This window comes from Pseudomonas sp. S3_G06, from assembly GCF_054667565.1.
The window spans coordinates 5,639,040-5,658,014 of the sequence record NZ_CP162738.1; the positions used below are offsets into that span (position 1 = coordinate 5,639,040).

15 protein-coding genes are annotated in these 18,975 nt (G+C 60.9%); 3 read left to right on the forward strand and 12 right to left on the reverse strand.

Annotated features, from left to right (window positions below):
- Positions 1 to 49 precede the first annotated feature (49 nt).
- From betA to betI, 3 genes are all read right to left on the reverse strand, one after another.
- The gene (betA, locus tag AB4N47_RS25185) at positions 50 to 1,753 is read right to left on the reverse strand and encodes a choline dehydrogenase (RefSeq protein ID WP_122612391.1); all 1,704 of its coding nucleotides are present in this window, start codon (positions 1,751 to 1,753) and stop codon (positions 50 to 52) included.
- 148 nt (positions 1,754 to 1,901) lie between these two features.
- On the reverse strand, positions 1,902 to 3,374 hold the full coding sequence (betB, locus tag AB4N47_RS25190; RefSeq protein ID WP_122706818.1) for a betaine-aldehyde dehydrogenase: 1,473 nt from the start codon (positions 3,372 to 3,374) through the stop codon (positions 1,902 to 1,904).
- Positions 3,375 to 3,462: 88 nt separating this feature from the next.
- Positions 3,463 to 4,056 (reverse strand): transcriptional regulator BetI, encoded by a 594-nt coding sequence (gene betI, locus AB4N47_RS25195; protein WP_008085771.1) that lies wholly within the window; start codon positions 4,054 to 4,056, stop codon positions 3,463 to 3,465.
- 486 nt (positions 4,057 to 4,542) lie between these two features.
- Here betI and AB4N47_RS25200 point away from each other — a divergent pair, with 486 nt between their 5' ends.
- The gene (locus AB4N47_RS25200) at positions 4,543 to 6,483 is read left to right on the forward strand and encodes a BCCT family transporter (protein ID WP_223630511.1); all 1,941 of its coding nucleotides are present in this window, start codon (positions 4,543 to 4,545) and stop codon (positions 6,481 to 6,483) included.
- 190 nt (positions 6,484 to 6,673) lie between these two features.
- Here AB4N47_RS25200 and choV read toward each other — a convergent pair whose 3' ends face one another.
- From choV to AB4N47_RS25215, 3 genes are all read right to left on the reverse strand, one after another.
- On the reverse strand, positions 6,674 to 7,852 hold the full coding sequence (gene choV, locus AB4N47_RS25205) for a choline ABC transporter ATP-binding protein (RefSeq protein WP_016772804.1): 1,179 nt from the start codon (positions 7,850 to 7,852) through the stop codon (positions 6,674 to 6,676).
- Positions 7,849 to 8,694: a choline ABC transporter permease subunit gene (gene choW, locus AB4N47_RS25210; RefSeq protein WP_016772805.1), complete on the reverse strand. Its 846-nt coding sequence runs from the start codon at positions 8,692 to 8,694 to the stop codon at positions 7,849 to 7,851. Before choW ends, choV begins: the two co-directional genes overlap by 4 nt.
- 77 nt (positions 8,695 to 8,771) lie before the next feature.
- On the reverse strand, positions 8,772 to 9,719 hold the full coding sequence (locus AB4N47_RS25215) for a choline ABC transporter substrate-binding protein (protein ID WP_016772806.1): 948 nt from the start codon (positions 9,717 to 9,719) through the stop codon (positions 8,772 to 8,774).
- A gap of 435 nt (positions 9,720 to 10,154) precedes the next feature.
- Here AB4N47_RS25215 and AB4N47_RS25220 point away from each other — a divergent pair, with 435 nt between their 5' ends.
- Together AB4N47_RS25220 and gbdR are read left to right on the forward strand one after the other, a co-directional pair.
- Positions 10,155 to 11,531, forward strand: a complete 1,377-nt coding sequence (locus AB4N47_RS25220) for an L-serine ammonia-lyase (protein ID WP_341638077.1) — start codon at positions 10,155 to 10,157, stop codon at positions 11,529 to 11,531.
- A 594-nt stretch (positions 11,532 to 12,125) separates the two neighbouring features.
- Complete coding sequence (gene gbdR / locus AB4N47_RS25225) at positions 12,126 to 13,229, forward strand: choline metabolism transcriptional regulator GbdR (protein ID WP_007949927.1); 1,104 nt, start codon at positions 12,126 to 12,128, stop codon at positions 13,227 to 13,229.
- Positions 13,230 to 13,318: 89 nt separating this feature from the next.
- Here the strand turns inward: gbdR and AB4N47_RS25230 are convergent, their stop codons facing one another.
- The 6 genes from AB4N47_RS25230 to AB4N47_RS25255 all read right to left on the reverse strand — a co-directional run bounded on the left by AB4N47_RS25230 (position 13,319) and on the right by AB4N47_RS25255 (position 18,955).
- Complete coding sequence (locus tag AB4N47_RS25230) at positions 13,319 to 13,582, reverse strand: hypothetical protein (RefSeq protein WP_016772808.1); 264 nt, start codon at positions 13,580 to 13,582, stop codon at positions 13,319 to 13,321.
- A gap of 371 nt (positions 13,583 to 13,953) precedes the next feature.
- A complete protein-coding gene (locus tag AB4N47_RS25235; protein ID WP_341638076.1) occupies positions 13,954 to 15,117 on the reverse strand; it encodes a gamma-butyrobetaine dioxygenase in 1,164 nt (387 codons plus the stop codon).
- A gap of 23 nt (positions 15,118 to 15,140) precedes the next feature.
- A complete protein-coding gene (locus tag AB4N47_RS25240; protein WP_016772810.1) occupies positions 15,141 to 15,617 on the reverse strand; it encodes a thioesterase family protein in 477 nt (158 codons plus the stop codon).
- A 223-nt stretch (positions 15,618 to 15,840) separates the two neighbouring features.
- A complete protein-coding gene (locus tag AB4N47_RS25245) occupies positions 15,841 to 16,806 on the reverse strand; it encodes an L-carnitine dehydrogenase (protein ID WP_341638075.1) in 966 nt (321 codons plus the stop codon).
- Positions 16,807 to 17,017: 211 nt separating this feature from the next.
- Positions 17,018 to 17,905 carry a beta-keto acid cleavage family enzyme gene (locus AB4N47_RS25250; protein ID WP_341638074.1) on the reverse strand — a complete coding sequence of 296 codons (888 nt, stop codon included), beginning with the start codon at positions 17,903 to 17,905 and terminating at the stop codon, positions 17,018 to 17,020.
- Between the two features lie 105 nt (positions 17,906 to 18,010).
- Positions 18,011 to 18,955, reverse strand: coding sequence for a choline ABC transporter substrate-binding protein (locus AB4N47_RS25255; protein ID WP_071173857.1), 945 nt, complete (start codon positions 18,953 to 18,955; stop codon positions 18,011 to 18,013).
- Positions 18,956 to 18,975 lie beyond the last annotated feature (20 nt).

An 18,975-nucleotide genomic window follows, 5' to 3' on the forward strand; every position in this document is an offset into this window, starting at 1 on the left:
GATGCATTCCCACGCAGAGCGTGGGAACGATCAGGGGAGGTACTACGACTTATTGCGTAACCGGGGTGATATCCCGCATCGGCTTGCCTTTGACCGGCGCGCCGTTCGCGACGTAATAAGCAGCATTGCTGCGCGGCAGCGGCTTGCGGCCGCGGATCTTGTCGGCGATTTTCTCGGCCATCATGATCGTCGGCGCGTTGAGGTTGCCGGTGGTGATGATCGGCATGATCGAGGCGTCGACCACGCGCAGGCTCTGCATGCCGTGCACGCGACCTTCGCCATCGACCACGGCCATCTCGTCGGTGCCCATCTTGCACGAGCAGGACGGGTGGAACGCGGTTTCGGCGTGCTCGCGGATGAACTTGTCGAGCTGCTCATCGGTTTGCACGTCGATGCCCGGGCTGATTTCGCGACCACGGAACGCGTCGAGGGCCGGCTGCTGCATGATTTCGCGGGTCAGGCGGATGCCGTCGCGGAATTCCTGCCAGTCCTGCTCGGTGGCCATGTAGTTGAACAGGATGCTCGGGTGCTGGCGCGGGTCCTTGGATTTGACCTGGATGCGGCCACGGCTCGGCGAACGCATGGAGCCCATGTGCGCCTGGAAACCATGTTCTTTCACACCGTTGCTGCCGTTGTAGTTAATCGCCACCGGCAGGAAGTGGTACTGGATGTTCGGCCATTCGAATTCCGGACGCGAACGGATGAAACCGCCGGCCTCGAACTGGTTGCTGGCGCCGATGCCGGTGCCGTTGAACAGCCACTCGGCACCGATGGCCGGCTGGTTGTACCAGAGCAGCGACGGGTACAGCGAGACCGGTTGGGTGCAGGCGTATTGCAGGTACAGCTCAAGGTGATCCTGCAGGTTTTCACCGACGCCCGGCAGATCGTGGACCACCGGGATGTCGAGACTTTCCAGCAATTTCGCCGGGCCGACACCGGAGCGCTGCAGAATCTGCGGCGATGCGATGGCACCGGAGCACAGCAGGACTTCCTTGCGCGCCTTGGCTTCCACACGTTCTTCAGCGTCACCAATCAGGTAACGCACGCCGACCGCACGCTTGCCTTCAAAGAGAATCTTGTCGGTCAGGGCGTGAGTGACGATGGTCAGGGTCGAACGTTTTTTGGCAATGTCGAGGTAGCCACGGGCGGTGGAAGCACGGCGGCCGTTCGGCGTCACTGTGCGGTCCATCGGGCCGAAGCCTTCCTGCTGATAACCGTTGAGGTCTTCGGTGCGCGGGTAACCGGCTTGGACGCCGGCTTCAACCATGGCGTGGAACAGCGGGTTGTTGCCGGCTTTCGGCGTGGTCACGCTGACCGGGCCGTCGCCACCGTGGTAATCGTTCGGGCCGATGTCACGGGTTTCCGCTTTGCGGAAATACGGCAGGCAATCGAGGTACGACCAGTCTTCCAGGCCCGGCAGTTTCGCCCAGCCGTCATAGTCCATGGCGTTGCCACGGATGTAGCACATGCCGTTGATCAGCGACGAACCACCAAGGCCCTTGCCGCGACCGCATTCCATCCGGCGACCGTCCATGTGTGGCTCTGGATCGGTTTCGTAGGCCCAGTTGTAGCGACGCCCCTGCAGCGGGAAGGCCAGCGCGGCGGGCATTTGCGTGCGGAAGTCGAGGCGGTAGTCCGGCCCCCCGGCTTCGAGCAGCAGAACGGTGACGCCTTCGTCTTCAGTCAGACGGGTCGCAAGTGTGTTACCTGCAGAGCCGGCGCCTATGATGATGTAGTCGTATTCTTGAGTCATAAATTCTCCTGCGGGAGCTACAAGCCACTAGCTTCAAGCTGCAAGAAAAAGCAGCGAGCTGTGGCTTCGAAATCGGGGAGGGCGGCAACCCCAAACTGCTTTTACTTGCAGCTTGAAACTTGCCGCTTGCAGCTGATCAGCTAGCTGATCAGAACACCGAGACGTAATCGCCCAGCTCGACCTGTACCGATTTGATGCGGGTGAAGTTGTTCAGCGAGCTGATCCCGTTCTCACGGCCCACGCCCGACTGCTTGTAGCCGCCGACCGGCATTTTTGCGTCGGACTCGCCCCAGGCGTTGATCCAGCAGATACCGGCTTCCAGTTGATGGATCACGCGGTGCGCGCGGTTCAGGTCTTTGGTAACGATACCGGCGGCCAGGCCGAAGTCGGTGTCGTTGGCGCGGCGGATCACTTCTTCTTCGGTTTCGTAGGAGAGGATCGCCATCACCGGGCCGAAGATTTCTTCGCGCACGATGGTCATGTCGTCGGTGCAGTCGGTGAATACGGTTGGCGCAACGAACGCACCTTTGGCGAATTCGCCGTCGGTCAGACGACCGCCGCCGCACAGCACGCGTGCGCCTTCTTCTTTACCCTTGGCGATGTAACCCAACACGCTTTCCATGTGCGGGAAGCTGACCAGCGGGCCGAAGTTGGTGTTTTCGTCTTCCGGGTTGCCAACGCGGATGCGGGCAACGCGCTCAACGATCTTGGCTTCAAAAGCGGCTTTCAGGTGCGCCGGTACGAACACGCGAGTGCCGTTGGTGCAGACCTGACCGGAGCTGTAGAAGTTGGCCATCATCGCCGTGTCGGCGGCGCGATCGAGATCGGCGTCGTCGCAGATGATCAGCGGCGACTTGCCGCCCAGTTCCATGGTCACGTCTTTGAGCGACGAAGCCGAAGCGCTGGCCATGACTTTCTTGCCGGTGTCGGTGCCGCCAGTGAAGGAGATTTTCTCGATGCGCGGGTGCTCGGTCAGCCAGGTGCCGACTTCGCGGCCGCTGCCGGTCAGGACGTTGAACACGCCGTTCGGTACGCCGGCCTCGGTGTAGATCTCAGCCAGTTTCAGGGTGGTCAGCGAGGTAACTTCGCTTGGCTTGAAGATCATCGCGTTACCGGCCGCCAGGGCTGGAGCGGATTTCCACAGCGCGATCTGGATCGGGTAGTTCCACGCGCCGATACCGGCGACCACGCCCAGCGGCTCGCGACGGGTGTAAACGAAAGAGGTGTCACGCAGCGGAATCTGCTCGCCTTCGATGGCGGGCACCAGGCCTGCGTAGTATTCCAGCACGTCGGCGCCGGTGACGATGTCGACGTACTTGGTTTCGGAGAAGGATTTGCCGGTGTCCAGGGTTTCCAGCGCAGCCAGCTCATCGTTGCGCTCGCGCAGGATGTCAACGGCGCGGCGCAGGATGCGCGAACGCTCCATGGCGGTCATCGCGGCCCAGATTTTCTGGCCCTTTTCGGCGCTGACCACAGCGCGCTCGACGTCGTCTTTGGTCGCACGTTGCACCAGTGCGAGGACTTCACCGTTCGCCGGGTTGATGGCTTCGAAGGTGGCGTCGCTGCCGGCGTCGGTGTACGCGCCATCGATGTAGAGTTTTTGCAGTTCGAAACGGGCCATAGTGTCCTCGCAAGTGCATTGGTGGTTGGCGTTGACCACCGCGATCACGCTGCGGTGGAGTTCAGGGGCCGAGCATTTTCTGTGTGCTCTAGCTCACCTTCTTGGCCAATTGGAAATCCATGTATTCGTAAGCGATCTGTTGCGCCTGCGCCGTGTCGAAAGCGTCTCCCGACAGCGCGCCGCGCAACCACAAGCCGTCAATCAACGCTGCCAGACCCCGGGCGGCGCTGCGCGCATCTTCGAGCGGCAGCACACGGCGGAACTGGCAGCACAGGTTGGAATACAGGCGGTGATCGTTGATCCGCTGCAACCTGTGCAAAGACGGCTGGTGCATGCTGGTAGCCCAGAAGGCCAGCCAGGTTTTCATTGCCGGGCCATTGACCTGGCTGGCGTCGAAGTTGCCTTCGATGATCACCTGCAGATGCGCCCGTGGGCTGTCATCTGCCAGCGCCTGACGGCGCGCGGTGACGCTCTCGCTGAGGGCGGTCATCAGGTACCGCATCGTGGCGGCGATCAGGCCGTTCTTGTCCTGAAAGTAATGACTGATGATGCCATTCGAGACACCGGCCAAACGGGCGATCAGCGCAATGCTGGCGTCCCCCATTCCGACCTGATCGACCGCTTGCAAAGTGGCTTCGATCAGTTGTTGGCGGCGGATGGGTTGCATACCGACCTTGGGCATCTTGCACATCTCCTTAGGCCTTCCGAGGGGCGAATGACGCCGATCGGATTGAGGGCCAGTCTATTTTGTTTTGATTGAACGTTCAATCAACAAAGAATAAGATCTGCGACAATTCGTCGCTGCCTACAGAAAATTCCTACGCGTAATGACGATAAAAACCGACACCTGAAACGGCTCGAAACCTGCGCGGGGCATGGCGCGGTTCGCGATTCGATGGACGTGTTGAAAGGGCAAGACGCTCGGGGCCAGGTTTCGGATGAACGTCCGTCGCCTCTGGCCACGAAAGCGAATACGCAACGCCATTTCGGCAGGTTCGGGCTTTTTTCGGAGTGTCTTTATATCACCCGCCGGTCGGCTGCCAACTAACCGATTGGTCGGGTTCCGTGATGCCTTGTGTTCTTCTCTCGCACTGCCTGGAGCATTTGTGCCATGAGTTCTGCCTCGCTAATAAAGACCCCGCCCGAGAAGGTGACGGTCAACGGTTGGGTGTTCTACACCTCGACCGCGCTGATTCTGTTGTTGACCGCCATTCTGATCATCGCCCCGCAAGAGGCCGGCAGAATGTTAGGGATGGCCCAGGCCTGGTTGTCGCGCAGCTTCGGCTGGTACTACATGGTGGTGATCGCCGCTTACCTGGTGTTCGTGGTCGGTCTGGCGTTTTCCTCGTACGGCAAACTCAAATTGGGTAGCAAGGACGACACCCCGGACTTCAGTTACGGCGCCTGGGCGGGGATGCTGTTCTCGTCGGGCATCGGCATTTCGCTGCTGTACTTCGGCGCGTCCGAGCCACTGGATCACTATTTCAATCCGCCGGAAGGCACCTCGGCCACGAATATGGCCGCGCGGCAGGCGGTGCAACTGACTTTCCTGCACTGGGGCCTGCACGGCTGGGCGATTTACGCTTTGGTCGGTCTGGCGGTGGCGTATTTTGCCTATCGGCATAACCAGCCGCTGGCGCTGCGTTCGGCGCTGTATCCGCTGGTCGGCGAGCGCTGGGTCAAAGGTGCGGCCGGGCACGCGGTGGACGGCTTCGGCATGTTCGTAACGCTGCTGGGTCTGGTGACCAACCTGGGGATTGGCTCGCTGCAAGTGTCGTCCGGGCTGGAAAACCTGTTCGGCATGGAGCACAGCAACACCAACCTGCTGATCGTCATCATCGTCATGAGCACCGTGGCGACCATCGCTGCCGTGTCGGGTGTGGAAAACGGCATTCGTCGTCTGTCCAACCTGAACATCGTGCTGTTCAGCGGCCTGCTGATTTTCGTCCTGCTGTTCGGCCCGACTTTGCACCTGCTCAACGGTTTCGTGCAGAACATCGGTGACTACCTCAACGGCGTGGTGCTGAAGACCTTCGACCTGTACGTCTATGAAGGCGACAGCGCCAAGTCCGACCGCTGGTTGGGCCTGTGGACGCTGTTCTACTGGGCGTGGTGGATTTCCTGGGCGCCATTCGTAGGCATGTTCATTGCGCGGATTTCCCGTGGTCGCAGCGTGCGTGAACTGGTCGCTGGCGTGCTGCTGATTCCGCTGGGCTTCACCTTGGCGTGGCTGTCGATCTTCGGCAACTCGGCGCTGGATCTGGTGATGAATCAGGGCGCGGTGGAGCTGGGCAAGACGGCGTTGGAACAGCCGTCGATGGCGATCTATCAGTTGCTTGAGCATTATCCGGCGTCGAAAGTCGTCATCGGGGTGTCGATCTTTGTCGGCTTCGTGCTGTTCCTGACTCCGGCCGACTCCGGCGCGGTGATGATGGCGAATCTTTCCTGCAAGGGCGGCAACGTCGACGAAGACGCGCCGCACTGGCTGCGGATCTTCTGGTCGGTGGTGATCACGCTGGTGACCATCGGCCTGCTGTTCGCCGGCAACTTCGAAGCCATGCAGACCATGGTGGTGCTGGCCGGCCTGCCGTTCTCGGTGGTGCTGATCTGCTTCATGTTCGGCCTGCACAAGGCGATGCGCCAGGACGTGCAGATCGAACAGGAGCAAGCGCAACTGGCCGAGCGCGGACGCCGTGGTTTCAGCGAGCGCCTGACGCAACTGGATCTGCAGCCGAGCCAATCGGTGGTGCAGCGCTTCATGGACAAGCACGTCACCCCGGCGCTGGAAGATGCAGCGGCGCAGTTGCGCAATCAGGGCATTGAAGTGCAGACGCTGCTGGGCAAGGCCAAGCGTTGCATGGGCGTGCGGGTCGAGATGGAAGAGGGCAACCCTTTCGTTTACGAAGTGAGCCTGGATGGTTATCTGGCGACCCCGACCGAATCGGCGCAATCAGATGAAGCGCGTCAGCGTTATTACCGCGCTGAGGTGTATCTGCACAATGGCAGCCAGGATTACGACTTGATGGGCTTCACCCCGGAGCAGATCACCCGGGATGTGCTGGATCAGTTTGAAAGCCATCGGCAGCTTCTTGGCCGGGTGTATAGCTAAACAGCTAAAACAAAAGGGGCTCGATTGAGCCCCTTTTGCATGATCGTTCCCACGCTCCGCGTGGGAATGCATCAATGGACGCTCTGCGTCCGCTGTTGTGGGACGCGGAGCGTCCCGGGCTGCATTCCCACGCGGAGCGTGGGAACGATCACGCCGCGATAATCTCGCGGCGTTTTTGTGTCTGCGGGGTTTACCCCAGATTCTTGCCCAACAGCGCGTGATACAACTCGCTGTCGCCGAGAATCCCCACCACATGATTGTTATCGTGCAGCACCAGCTTGTTGCCGGTCTGATAACGAATCTGCAGCGCGTCACGCATGCCGATGTTCGAGTCCACCAGCGTCGGTTTGCGCTCCAGGCCTTCCACTGCTTGCCCCGGTGCCCAGTTCTGCAGGTTCAGCACTGAGCCGTTCTGGCGTGCGCCTTTGATGGTGTTGCCTTCGGCCAGGTCCAGCCACGAGTCGCCGCCCGGATCGAGGCACACCGAACCGTTGATGCGTTTGCACTTGTCCAGCGTGCGCATCAGGCTGCGGCCGCAGAGCACGTTGAGCGGATTGGTGTGGGCGACGAAGGTCCGCACATAGTCGTCCGCCGGGTTGAGGACGATCTCTTCCGGCACGCTGTACTGGATGATCCGGCCGTCCTTCATGATCGCGATGCGGCTGCCGAGTTTGAGGGCTTCATCAAGGTCGTGGCTGACAAACACGATGGTCTTGCTCAGCTTGCGTTGCAGCTCCAGCAGTTCATCCTGCAGGCCTTGGCGGATCAGCGGGTCGAGGGCCGAGAACGGTTCGTCCATCAGCAGAATATCGGCGTCCATGGCCAACGCACGGGCGAGGCCGACGCGCTGTTGCATGCCGCCGGAAAGTTCGTCCGGCTTCTTGTTGCGCCATTGGGTCAGGCCGACCAGTTCGAGTTTCTCATCGACCAGTTTCTTGCGTTCCTTCTCCGGTCGACCCTGCATTTCCAGACCGAAACTGATGTTCTCGCGCACTGTCAGCCAGGGCATCAGGGCGAACTTCTGGAACACCATGGCAATGCGCTTGGTGCGCATCATCTTCAGCTCGGCGGGCGTGCAGGACGCGATGTCGATCTGACGGTTTTCATGCTCGACGAACAGCTTGCCACGGCTCACGGTGTTGAGGCCGTTGATGCAGCGCAGCAGGCTCGACTTGCCCGAGCCGGAGAGGCCCATCAGCACGCAGATCTCGCCCTTGTTGATGTCCAGCGTGGCTTTCTCCACGCCGACGATCTGACCGGTCTTCTTCAGGATCTCGTTGCGGGTCATGCCCTGATCGAGCAGCTTGAGTGCCTCGCGCGGGTCTTTGGAGAAGATTACGTCGACGTCTTCGAAGCGAATTATGCTCATGCGTCACCCCCTACTTTGGCGTCGGGTTGTTTGCAGATACGGTCGAGCATGATCGCCAGCAGTACGATTGCCAGGCCTGCTTCGAAGCCCAGCGCAATATCAGCAGTGTTCAGTGCGTTGACCACCGGTTTGCCGAGTCCGTCGGCGCCGACCAGTGCCGCGATCACCACCATCGACAGCGATAGCATGATGCACTGGGTGATGCCGGCCGCGATGCTTGGCATGGCGTGCGGCAGTTCGATCCTTGAGAGCAATTGGCGACGCGAGCAGCCGAAGGCCTTGCCGGCGTCCATCAGTTCTTGCGGGACATCGCGGATGCCCAGGTAGGTCAGGCGGATCGGCGCCGCGATGGCGAACACCACCGTGGAGATCAGGCCCGGAACCACACCCAGCCCGAAGAGGGTCAGGGTAGGAATGAGGTAAACGAAGGTCGGCACGGTCTGCATCAGATCGAGCACCGGCCGCATCATGGTGTAGAACATCGGTTTGTGCGCGGCGACGATGCCCAGCGGCACGCCGATCAACACGCAGACCAGGGTGGCGAACAGCACCTGGGCGAGGGTTTCCATGGTTTCCTGCCAGTAACCGAGGTTGAGGATCAGCAGGAACGAGGCGACCACGAACGCGGTCAGGCCCCACTTGCGTTGAATCAGATGGGCAATGATGGCAATCAGGCCAATCAGCACCAACGGGTTGAACCAGGTCAGCGCAAACGTCACGCCGTGGATCATCGTTTCCAGTGTCACGGCGATTGCGTCGAAGGTGTTGGCGCCGTGTTGCGTCAACCATTCGACGAAGCCCGCGATGTACTGGCCTAAAGGTATTTTCTGATCAATCAGCATGGTAGTGAACGTCCGCATGCAAGGAAATTAACAGCCCGGGCAGGCACGCCTGCCCGGCATAAGCGGTGCCCCTCAAATCAAGGCGCGAGCTTGGCTTTCACGGCCTCCAGGCCTGGTTTACCGTCAATGGTGGTCACGCCAGCGAGCCAGGTATCGAGCACCTGTGGATTCTTTTTCAGCCAGGCCTTGGCGGCCGCGTCAGGCTTCATCTTGTCGTCGAGAATGTTGCCCATCAGTTCACTTTCCATGTCGACGGTGAACTCCAGGTTTTTCAACAGCTGACCGACATTGCTGCATTCTTCGGCGTAACCCTTGCGGGTGTTGGTCGCCACGGTGGCTGCGCCGAAATCGGGGCCGAAGAAGTCGTCGCCGCCGGTCAGGTATTGAATCTTGAAGCGCTTGTTCATCGGGTGTGGCGCCCAGCCGAGGAAGACCACGGCGGTGTCGCGCTTCTGCGCCCGGTCGACTTGCGAGAGCATGCCGGCCTCGGAGGATTCGACGATCTTGAAGCCTGCGGTTTTCAGGCCGAAGGCATCCTTGTCGATCATGCTCTGGATCAGCCGGTTGCCGTCGTTGCCCGGCTCGATGCCGTAGATCTTGCCGTCGAGCTCTTTCTTGAATTTGGCAATGTCGGCGAAGTCATGCAGGCCTTTGTCGTACAGGGCTTGCGGCACGGCGAGGGTGTATTTGGCACCCTTGAGGTTGGTGCGCACGGTGTCGACGGTGCCGGCATCGCGATACGGCTTGATGTCGTTCTCCATGGTCGGCATCCAGTTACCGAGAAACACGTCCATGTTCTTGCCGTCGGCCAGCGACTTGTAGGTCACGGGCACGGAGATCATGGTGGTTTTGGTCTTGTAGCCGAGGGCGTTGAGAACAACGGAAGTGGTAGCGGTGGTGGCGGTGATGTCGGTCCAGCCGACATCGGAGAAGTTAACGAGGCTGCACTGTGCCGGTTCTGCGGCTTGCGCCAGTAACGGCAGACTCAGCAGGGCGGCCAACAACAACGACGGGGAACCTTTCATGGATGGACTCCTTGGTGTTTTTTTTGGCAGTGTTCCGACTGTGGACCACCGCACTTATGGGTTGCGGTTGGTGGCGTTCTGACGACAGCTCTACCGCAGCGCCTTGCAATCGAGTCATCCCGATCATGTACCAGTGAAAATCTGACGCCTACAGGGAGGGTCGTATCCAGTACAGGGATGGTCGCTTCCAGTGTCGGTGACGTCGCTTACAGCTTTTTTCCGCCCCCGATGACCTGCTCAACGGCATAAAAACGGCGTATTTGCGGGGCGAAAACGTAACGACGCTGCTGGACATGACTGCGTCGGTGTCAGACGCCGAGCGCGCCGACAAAAGCCCGATGATGCCGGCATTCGGCGGATCGCAGCTTGAGCGTAGCAGCTCCGCCAGCGGGCGCTTTTGCCGCCCGGACCGGTATTCTCAGGAGCTTCGCAGCAATGGCTATCAGCGTTTTCGACCTGTTCAAAATCGGCATCGGCCCTTCCAGTTCCCACACCGTCGGGCCGATGCGCGCCGCCGCATTGTTCGTCGAGTCGCTGCGCGGCAAGCACCGGCTGGAACAGGTGCGGCGCATCGAGGTGCAGTTGTTCGGATCGCTTTCCGCCACCGGCATCGGTCACGGCAGCGACAACGCGGTGATCATGGGCCTGATGGGCGAGTGGCCGGACGCAATCGACCCGGCGCAGATCGGCCCGCGCATTCAGGCGCTGCGTGAAACCCATACGTTGTTATTGGATGGTCGCCTGTCGGTGCCGTTTGTGTGGGCGCGGGACATGCGTCTGATCGATGAAAACCTGCCATTCCATCCCAACGCCATGACGCTGGTGGCCGAAGGCGAGTTCGGTGAGCTGCACCGGGACACCTACTATTCGGTCGGCGGCGGCTTCGTCGTTGATGAGGCGCAAGCGTCCAGTGGTGTGGTCGATCTGGATCGCACCGAATTGCCCTACGACTTCTCCAGCGCGGTCGAGCTGCTGCAGTTGTGCAAAACGCACAACCTGCGCGTCGCTGAACTGATGATGGCCAACGAAAAGGTCTGGCGCAGCGAAGAAGAGATCCGTGCCGGGCTGATGAAACTGTGGCGGGCGATGCAGGATTGCGTCGAGCAAGGCCTCAAGCACGAAGGCATTCTGCCCGGCGGCCTGAACGTGCGGCGGCGTGCGGCGAAGTTGCACCGCAGCCTGCAAGAGCTGAACAAGCCCAACGTCATCGGCTCGACCCTGAGCGCGATGGAGTGGGTCAACCTGTTCGCCCTGGCCGTCAATGAAGAGAATGCCGCCGGCGGGCGCATGGTTACCGCGCCGACCAACGGCGCGGCGGGGATCATCCCGGCGGTGCTGCACTACTTCATGAAATTCAGCGAGGCAGTCACCGACGCCAACGTCGTCGACTATTTCCTCGGCGCGGCGGCAGTCGGCATTTTGTGCAAGAAGAATGCTTCGATTTCTGGGGCCGAGGTCGGTTGTCAGGGCGAGGTCGGTTCGGCCTGCGCCATGGCAGCGGCGGGGCTGGCGGAGATTCTTGGCGCCACGCCTGAGCAACTGTGCAATGCGGCGGAAATCGGCCTGGAGCACAACCTGGGTTTGACCTGCGACCCGGTCGGTGGGCTGGTGCAAGTGCCATGCATCGAGCGCAATGCGATTGCGGCGGTGAAGGCGATCAACGCGGCGCAAATGGCCCTGCGTGGCGACGGTCAGCACTTCATCTCGCTGGACCGGGTGATCCGCACCATGCGCGATACCGGCGCCGATATGCATGACAAATATAAAGAAACGTCGCGCGGTGGCTTGGCGGTCAGCGCCGTGGAATGTTGACCGAGTAACCCTGTGGCGAGGGGATTTATCCCCGCTGGGCTGCGAAGCAGTCCCAAATCCTGCAATCGAGTTTTGCCTGACACACTTTGGTGAATGGATTTACGACTGCTGCGCAGCCGATCGGGGATAAATCCCCTCGCCACAGTTGATCTGGCAGAGTGGAGTGCCGGACCAGTCAAAACTGCTCGACAAAAGAACACCCCGATCCAGCCACGCCACCTTTTGGCGCGTCGCAATCAGACAAGCGTCACTGTCAGTGGTGACTTGGCAGTCGTTACTTGACCGTCCGTCGTCCGTGCTTGCGGTGACACTCTGTGCAAATCCGCTGCAGGCCAGTTCCCACAAGTGCTACCGATCTGCTCACGGGCTGCGCGGCATGGCTCTCGCGGCATCTGATGGCACTTCGAAATGGCGTGTTCCGAGGTCTCGTATAGACGCGTCGCGAGGTCGTTTTCAGGAGTTATTGAATGGCCGTCCAATTTCAGGCACGGCAATTGCTCTGTCATAACAAAGCCTGCTTTCTCCGTGAGACGCGGGCAATAACAAGAGCCTCCGCCTGAGGCCGCCACCCGCTTTGTGTGAGGAGATACCGCGATGACGTCGTTCAACTCCGGGGCCCAACCCCAGAACCGTGCGCCTCAATCCATCGGCTTTCTACTGCTGGACAATTTCACGCTGATTTCCCTGGCGTCCGCCGTTGAGCCGCTGCGCATGGCCAACCAGTTGTCCGGTCGCGAGCTGTATCGCTGGAGCACCCTCACCGTCGATGGCGGCCAGGTCTGGGCCAGTGACGGTCTGCAGATCACTCCCGACGCCTCCATGCACAAAGCCCCGCCCCTGGACACGGTGATCGTCTGCGGCGGCATCGGCATTCAACGTACCGTGACCCGTGAACACGTCTCGTGGCTGCAAAGCCAGGCGCGCCAGTCCAAGCGCCTGGGCGCGGTGTGCACCGGCAGTTGGGCGCTGGCCTGCGCCGGTCTGCTCGACGGCTTCGATTGCAGCGTGCACTGGGAATGTCTGGCGGCGATGCAGGAAGCTTTCCCGCGCGTGGCCATGAGCACACGCCTGTTCACCCTCGACCGTAACCGCTTCACCAGTTCCGGCGGCACCGCGCCGCTGGATATGATGCTGCACCTGATCAGCCGCGATCACGGTCGTGAACTGTCGGCAGCGATCTCGGAAATGTTCGTCTACGAGCGCATCCGCAACGAACAGGATCACCAGCGCGTGCCGCTCAAGCACATGCTCGGCACCAACCAGCCGAAATTGCAGGAAATCGTCGCGCTGATGGAAGCCAATCTGGAAGAGCCGATCGATCTGGATGAGCTGGCGGTGTATGTCGCGGTGTCGCGTCGACAACTGGAGCGGTTGTTCCAGAAATACCTGCACTGCTCGCCGTCACGCTATTACCTGAAGTTGCGCCTGATCCGCGCCCGGCAACTGCTCAAGCAGACGCCGATGTCGATCATCGAAGTGGCGTCGGTGTGTGGTTTCGTCTCCACGCCGCACTTCTCCAAGTGCTACCGCGAATACTTCGGCATCCCGCCGCGTGACGAGCGCGTGGGCTCCAACACCACCCAGCAGGTAGCGATGCTGCCGTTGCCGCAGGCCATCGTGATGTCGCCGCTCTCGGGGCCGATGTCGGCGCTCAGTCAGGCGCGCAATGAGTCGACGTTTGCCAGCGTAAGGTTGTAAAGCAAAAGATCGCAGCCTTCGGCAGCTCCTACATTTGGAATACGTTCCCCTGTAGGAGCTGCCGAAGGCTGCGATCTTTTGATCTTCTCTCAGGCGCTGTGGGACTGCTGGTAATCCGAGAGGGCCGGCAACAATTGCTTGTCGATCGCCTGACGCACCGCCGGCTGGATGCTGGCGCCGCTGGTGTACATGTCCTTGACCATCTTGCGCAGTTCGAATGCGCGAACATTGTCCAGGCCACGCACCGCACACTCGCAGGCCTGCTCGGCGGTGGTACCGCTCGGCACCTGAATACCCAAGGCCTTGAGCTGGCCCAACAGATCTTCCTGGTCAATCAAATCGGCGTACATCATTACGCAAATCCTTCTGTGGCAACGGAGGTCTTGGCTCGATTCTGGTGGCCCCGACCGGACGCGGCAAGGGCGTTTTGTCGCGGTGGCCGGGACGACTATGAACAGGTCGTTTTCGGCTAACCGACTGGATGGGCGACTAGGCACACTGGCCCCAGCTCGCTTCACGAAGGTTTGGTCACCCTCGCCTGGCAGCTCCTCAACAGTACCCTCCTCAACTCCGATCCTGTCACGGCTTGATCGGAGTTTTTTTTGCTTGTGAATCAGCCAGAGATTTGTTGTTCCCGCTGACGCTTTCGCGAGCAGGCTCGCTCCCACTTTGCAATGCGTACCCCTGTGGGAGCGAGCCTGCTCGCGAAGAACGATGACGCGGTTCAACGTTGCAACACCAGAACCCGCGACAACAACTCATCCCGGTCGACATAGCAGCCCTGAAAATGCCGCGCCCCGGTCGCTGGATCAAAGGCATTGCGTGCATGCAGCGTGCGGCGGTTGTCAAAGCACCACAACTCGCCCGGCTTGAGCCGCTGCATCAGCCGAAATCGCGGCTCGCGGGTCATCGCAATAAAGCGCCGATAGGCTCGATACAGCAAAGGCATCTGCGCCACCGACGTATCGAACGCCCCCCGCAGAAAGTTGGCCATGCGAATCTCTGCCACCCGGCCCAGCGCATCCACAGCGATGATCGGCGCCAGGCAGCGATAGTCGCTGTGCCGGTCCTTGTTGCGAAATTCCACGGGGATTTCACACAGGGCCTCAAACAGCTGCGGCTCCTCCTGACGCAAGGCCTCGGCGATCGCAAAACCATCGACGAAAATACTCTCGCCACCCTCGGCATCATTCACCAGACAATGCAGAAATTGCAGCCCCGATTGCAGCTCGCGAGTCGGCAGATCCGTGTGCAATGGCAGGTTGAAGGCGGTGTAGGCGTTGCTGTCGGCGTCGGCTTTGGATTGCACATTGAACAGCACGCCGAAGTTGCTTTCGCGGATGAAGGAAATCCGCTGCGCGATGAGCTTTAGCGAGCCCGGCTCGGTGGGCACGCCGCGCACTTGGGTCAGGCCGATGTCGCGTAAGGCGAGCAACCATTGCAGCAGCGCGGCGTTGTCGTTCATCAGCGCGATGTAGTCGAACACCGGCAACTGCAGATCGCTGTGCCACAAATGGGGCTGCGGTTTGCCGGCCAGGCGTTCGGCGCGGGATTCATCGTCATAGGCATGTGCGCGCAACCAGCCCGGATCGAAGCGGCTCAGGTGACCATCCTGCCAGTCGATGCGCAGGCAACCATCGCTGTCGATGCGCGTGGCCAGCGGTCGCAAATCCTCTGCGGCATCGACGCTCTCGAAAACCTGCTCGCGAGTGACGCTGTAGACACATTGATCACACGGGCAATTGTCGCGCAGCCATACGTGGTGAAACGGGCTGACACGCCCGTCAGCCCATTCGACGACAACGCGATCCGCCAAACCCTGCACGCCACCGAGCGCGCTGATCAACGGATAAGTACGAAAATCGGCAACAGCAACGGCGGTGTTCATGGCGGCTCCTTGACAGTGGGAATTTACCGAGCGGGTGGCAGCGCGATCACGCGGCCGATGTAAGCGGGAGCGGGCAGGTCGGTCTGATCGGCGACGATGGCTTGCAGGCGATGCAACGTATCGGGGCTGAACGGCGCCGAGCGCGGGCCGGCGAGGTCGACGTGCAAAAGCATTTGTTCATTGCCGGCCAGCGCTTGCTCATCGCCGACCTTGTGCAGGCTGTGATAGAGGTGCAGGCGCTTGCTGTCGTGGCCGATGATTTGCGTGCGCACTTCCACCTCAGTGTCGAGCTTCACTTCGTGCAGATAATTGAGGTGCAGTTCGAGGGTGAACAGCGAGTGGCCGCTGGCCTCGCGGTTGCTGCTGTCCATGCCGAGGCGGTCCATCAGCGCATCGGTGGCGTAGCTGAAGATCAGCAAGTAAAAGGCGTCGCGCAGGTGGCCGTTGTAGTCGACCCAGTCGGGGATGATGGTGGTTTGGTAGGTGGTGAGGTGGGGCATGGTTTCGGTTTCCGCAGTTGATGGGTGAAGATCAAGAGCAACCCCCTCACCCCAGCCCTCTCCCCCAAGGGGGCGAGGGGGAAAGGGAGCCGATTTTCGAGCCTTTCAAGTCCAGAGTTCGACGCAGTGGTCAAGTCGGCGTAGCTTGCAAAAACACCTCGGTCGGTCCCCTCTCCCTCCGGGAGAGGGTTAGGGTGAGGGCTGCGGTGCCATGTCATACGCATTACTCGCTGAAACTCATTCCATGCTTTTCCTTGGTGGTTTTCACCGCCTCGAGCACCGCCAGCAAACAATCATCACGATAGCGCTCCAGCCCCGAAATGCTGTGCCGGCCGAGCTGATCAGTGGTGCCATCGACCACATCATCGATCAGCTTGTCGGTCAGCTCCGGTGCTGGCAGATACGTCCACGGCAACTGCAGCGCCGGGCCGAACTGCGACATGAAGTGGCGCATGCCGGCATCGCCGCCGGCCAGGGTGTAAGTCAGGAAAGTGCCCATGAACGACCAGCGCAGACCGGCGCCAAAGCGAATCGCATCGTCGATTTCGCCGGTCGTCGCCACACCGTCGTTGACCAGGTGCAACGCCTCGCGCCACAGCGCTTCGAGCAGGCGATCGGCGATGAAACCCGGCACTTCCTTGCGCACATGCAGCGGGCGCATGCCGAGGGATTCGTAGACTTGCATCGCCGCTTGCACCGCCTCCGGCGCGGTATTCTTGCCGCCGACGACTTCGACCAGCGGCAACAGATAAACCGGGTTGAACGGATGCCCGACCACGCAGCGTTCAGGGTGTGTCGAACTCTCGTAGAACTCGCTGGGCAAAAGGCCTGAAGTGCTGGAGCCGATCAGCGCATCGGGCTTGGCGGCGGCGCTGATCTTGCTGTGCAGATCGAGCTTCAGTTCCAGCCGTTCCGGGGCGCTTTCCTGGATGAAATCGGCGTCACGCACGCATTCCTCGATGGTGGCGACAAAGCGCAGACGATCCTGCGAAGCGCCCGGCGCCAAGCCGTTCTTCTCCAGCGCGCCCCACGCATTGGCCACGCGTTGGCGCAATGCCGCCTCGGCGCCGGGCGCCGGGTCCCAGGCCACTACATCAAGTCCGTGGGCGAGGGCGCGGGCGACCCAGCCACTGCCGATGACACCACTGCCCAGAGCGGCGAAGGTTTTGATTTCGGTGATAAAGCGCATGGTGATGTCCTGAAGAGTTCGGTGATCCCTGTGGAAACTCTGTTCTCGTGGCGAGGGGATTTATCCCCGATCGGCTGCGAAGAAGTCGTAAAACCTGTGCTATCGGTCTATCTGATGCCCCGGGTTGTCAGGTTTTGGGGCGGCTTCGCCACCCATCGGGGATAAATCCCCTCACCACGAAATTTATGTTCACAGGGAGAAAGGGTGAGGTTCAGCCGCGCTGAATCAGGCCCATTTTTTTGCGACCTTCTGCCGGTGTGAGCACGCGGGCACCGAGGCGGCTGAGGATTTCCGTGGCGCGTTCAACCAATTGGCCATTGGTCGCCAGCACGCCTTTGTCCAGCCACAGGTTGTCTTCCAGCCCGACCCGCACGTTGCCGCCCAGCAGCACCGCTTGCGCCGCCATCGGCATCTGCATGCGGCCGATGCCGAAGCCGGCCCAGACCGCGTCGCCGGGCAGGTTGTCGACCATGGCTTTCATCGTGGTGGTGTCGGCCGGCGCGCCCCACGGGATGCCCAGGCACAGCTGGAAGAGCGGGTTGTCGAGCAAGCCTTCCTTGATCATCTGCTTGGCGAACCACAGATGCCCGGTGTCGAAAATCTCCAGTTCGGCCTTCACCCCCAGTTCGGTGATGCGCTTGGCGCCGGCGCGCAGTTGCGCCGGGGTAGAGACGTAAATGGTGTCGCCGTCGCCGAAGTTCAGCGTGCCGCAATCGAGGGTGCAGATTTCCGGCAGCAGTTCTTCAACATGGGCGAGACGGGTCAGCGGACCGACCAGATCGGTGTTCGGGCCGAACTCCATCGGCTTCTCGCCCGCGCCGATTTCCAGGTCGCCGCCCATCCCGGCGGTGAGGTTGACGATGATGTCGACGTCCGCCTCGCGGATGCGCTCCATCACTTCGCGGTACAGCGCCACGTCACGGCTGAACTTGCCGGTCTGCGGATCGCGCACATGGCAGTGCACCACGGTGGCGCCAGCCTTGGCCGCTTCCACCGCGGCAGCGGCAATCTGTTTCGGGGTGATCGGCACGTGTGGACTTTTGGCGGTCGTGTCGCCAGCACCGGTAAGTGCGCAGGTGATGATGACGTCGTGGTTCATGGTGCGTTTCCTTCAGGCGTGATGGGTCTGTCCGCAGCCCGTGGCGGGGCTGCGAAGCGTGGTTCAGTTGCCTCTCCCATCTGGGAGAGGGGGGTCAATAAAGGGTTATTTGCTGGTCAGTTGCAGATTTTCAGCAGCCGGTTTGCCATCGAAAGTCGTCACACCTTCAAGCCAGCGCTGTTTGTCTTCGGGGTGATCCTTGAGCCACTGCTTTGCCGACTCGAAGGCGTCCTTGTGATCGAGCAGCGGCTGCATCATCCGGCTCTCGGATTCGGCAGTGAAAGTCAGGTTGGCCAGCAGGCGGCCGATGTTCGGGCATTGCTCGGCATATTTCGGCGCGGTGACCGTCCACACCGTGGCCATGCCTTCGTTCGGACCGAGGGCGTCTTCGCTGCCGGTCAGATAGGTCATCTGAATGTTGACGTTCATCGGGTGCGGCGCCCAGCCGAAGAACACCACGGCTTCCTTGCGCCGTACGGCGCGGTCGACGGCGGCGAGCATGCCGGCCTCGCTCGATTCGACCAGTTGGAATTTGCCCAGACCAAACTGGTTTTTGGCGATCATCGCTTTGATCTGCGTGTTGGCGCCCGACCCTGGCTCGATGCCGTAGATCTTGCCGCCCAATTCCTTCTCGAATTTGGCGATGTCAGCGAAGGTTTTCAGGCCCTTGTCAGCCAGATAGGTCGGCACGGCGAGGGTGGCGCGGGCGTCTTTCAGGCTCGGTGCTTCGAGCACTTTGACCTGATTGGCCTCGACGAATGGCGTGATGGTCTGCGTCATCAGCGGGTTCCAGTAGCCGAGGAACAAGTCCAGGCGCTGATCGCGAATCCCGGCAAAGATAATCTGCTGGGAGGCGCTGGTCTGTTTGGTGCTGTAGCCGAGGCCGTCGAGCAGGACCTGGGTCATGGCACTGGTGGCGATCACGTCAGTCCAGTTGACCACGCCCATGCGTACGTTCTTGCAGGAGGCCGGTTCGGCCGCCATCACGCCGGTGCTGAAAAAAGCGGTACCGCTGAGTGCAAGAACGCAGCTGCTGATCAGTCGTTTCATGTCGGGTTCCTCGGCAGTTC

Coding starts and splice junctions, on each gene's coding strand:
- betA (WP_122612391.1), bottom strand. CDS start 1,753: ATGACTCAAGAATACGACTACATCATCATAGGCGCCGGCTCTGCAGGT.
- betB (WP_122706818.1), bottom strand. CDS start 3,374: ATGGCCCGTTTCGAACTGCAAAAACTCTACATCGATGGCGCGTACACC.
- betI (WP_008085771.1), bottom strand. CDS start 4,056: ATGCCCAAGGTCGGTATGCAACCCATCCGCCGCCAACAACTGATCGAA.
- choV (WP_016772804.1), bottom strand. CDS start 7,852: ATGAGCATAATTCGCTTCGAAGACGTCGACGTAATCTTCTCCAAAGAC.
- choW (WP_016772805.1), bottom strand. CDS start 8,694: ATGCTGATTGATCAGAAAATACCTTTAGGCCAGTACATCGCGGGCTTC.
- AB4N47_RS25215 (WP_016772806.1), bottom strand. CDS start 9,719: ATGAAAGGTTCCCCGTCGTTGTTGTTGGCCGCCCTGCTGAGTCTGCCG.
- AB4N47_RS25220 (WP_341638077.1), top strand. CDS start 10,155: ATGGCTATCAGCGTTTTCGACCTGTTCAAAATCGGCATCGGCCCTTCC.
- gbdR (WP_007949927.1), top strand. CDS start 12,126: ATGACGTCGTTCAACTCCGGGGCCCAACCCCAGAACCGTGCGCCTCAA.
- AB4N47_RS25230 (WP_016772808.1), bottom strand. CDS start 13,582: ATGATGTACGCCGATTTGATTGACCAGGAAGATCTGTTGGGCCAGCTC.
- AB4N47_RS25235 (WP_341638076.1), bottom strand. CDS start 15,117: ATGAACACCGCCGTTGCTGTTGCCGATTTTCGTACTTATCCGTTGATC.
- AB4N47_RS25240 (WP_016772810.1), bottom strand. CDS start 15,617: ATGCCCCACCTCACCACCTACCAAACCACCATCATCCCCGACTGGGTC.
- AB4N47_RS25245 (WP_341638075.1), bottom strand. CDS start 16,806: ATGCGCTTTATCACCGAAATCAAAACCTTCGCCGCTCTGGGCAGTGGT.
- AB4N47_RS25250 (WP_341638074.1), bottom strand. CDS start 17,905: ATGAACCACGACGTCATCATCACCTGCGCACTTACCGGTGCTGGCGAC.
- AB4N47_RS25255 (WP_071173857.1), bottom strand. CDS start 18,955: ATGAAACGACTGATCAGCAGCTGCGTTCTTGCACTCAGCGGTACCGCT.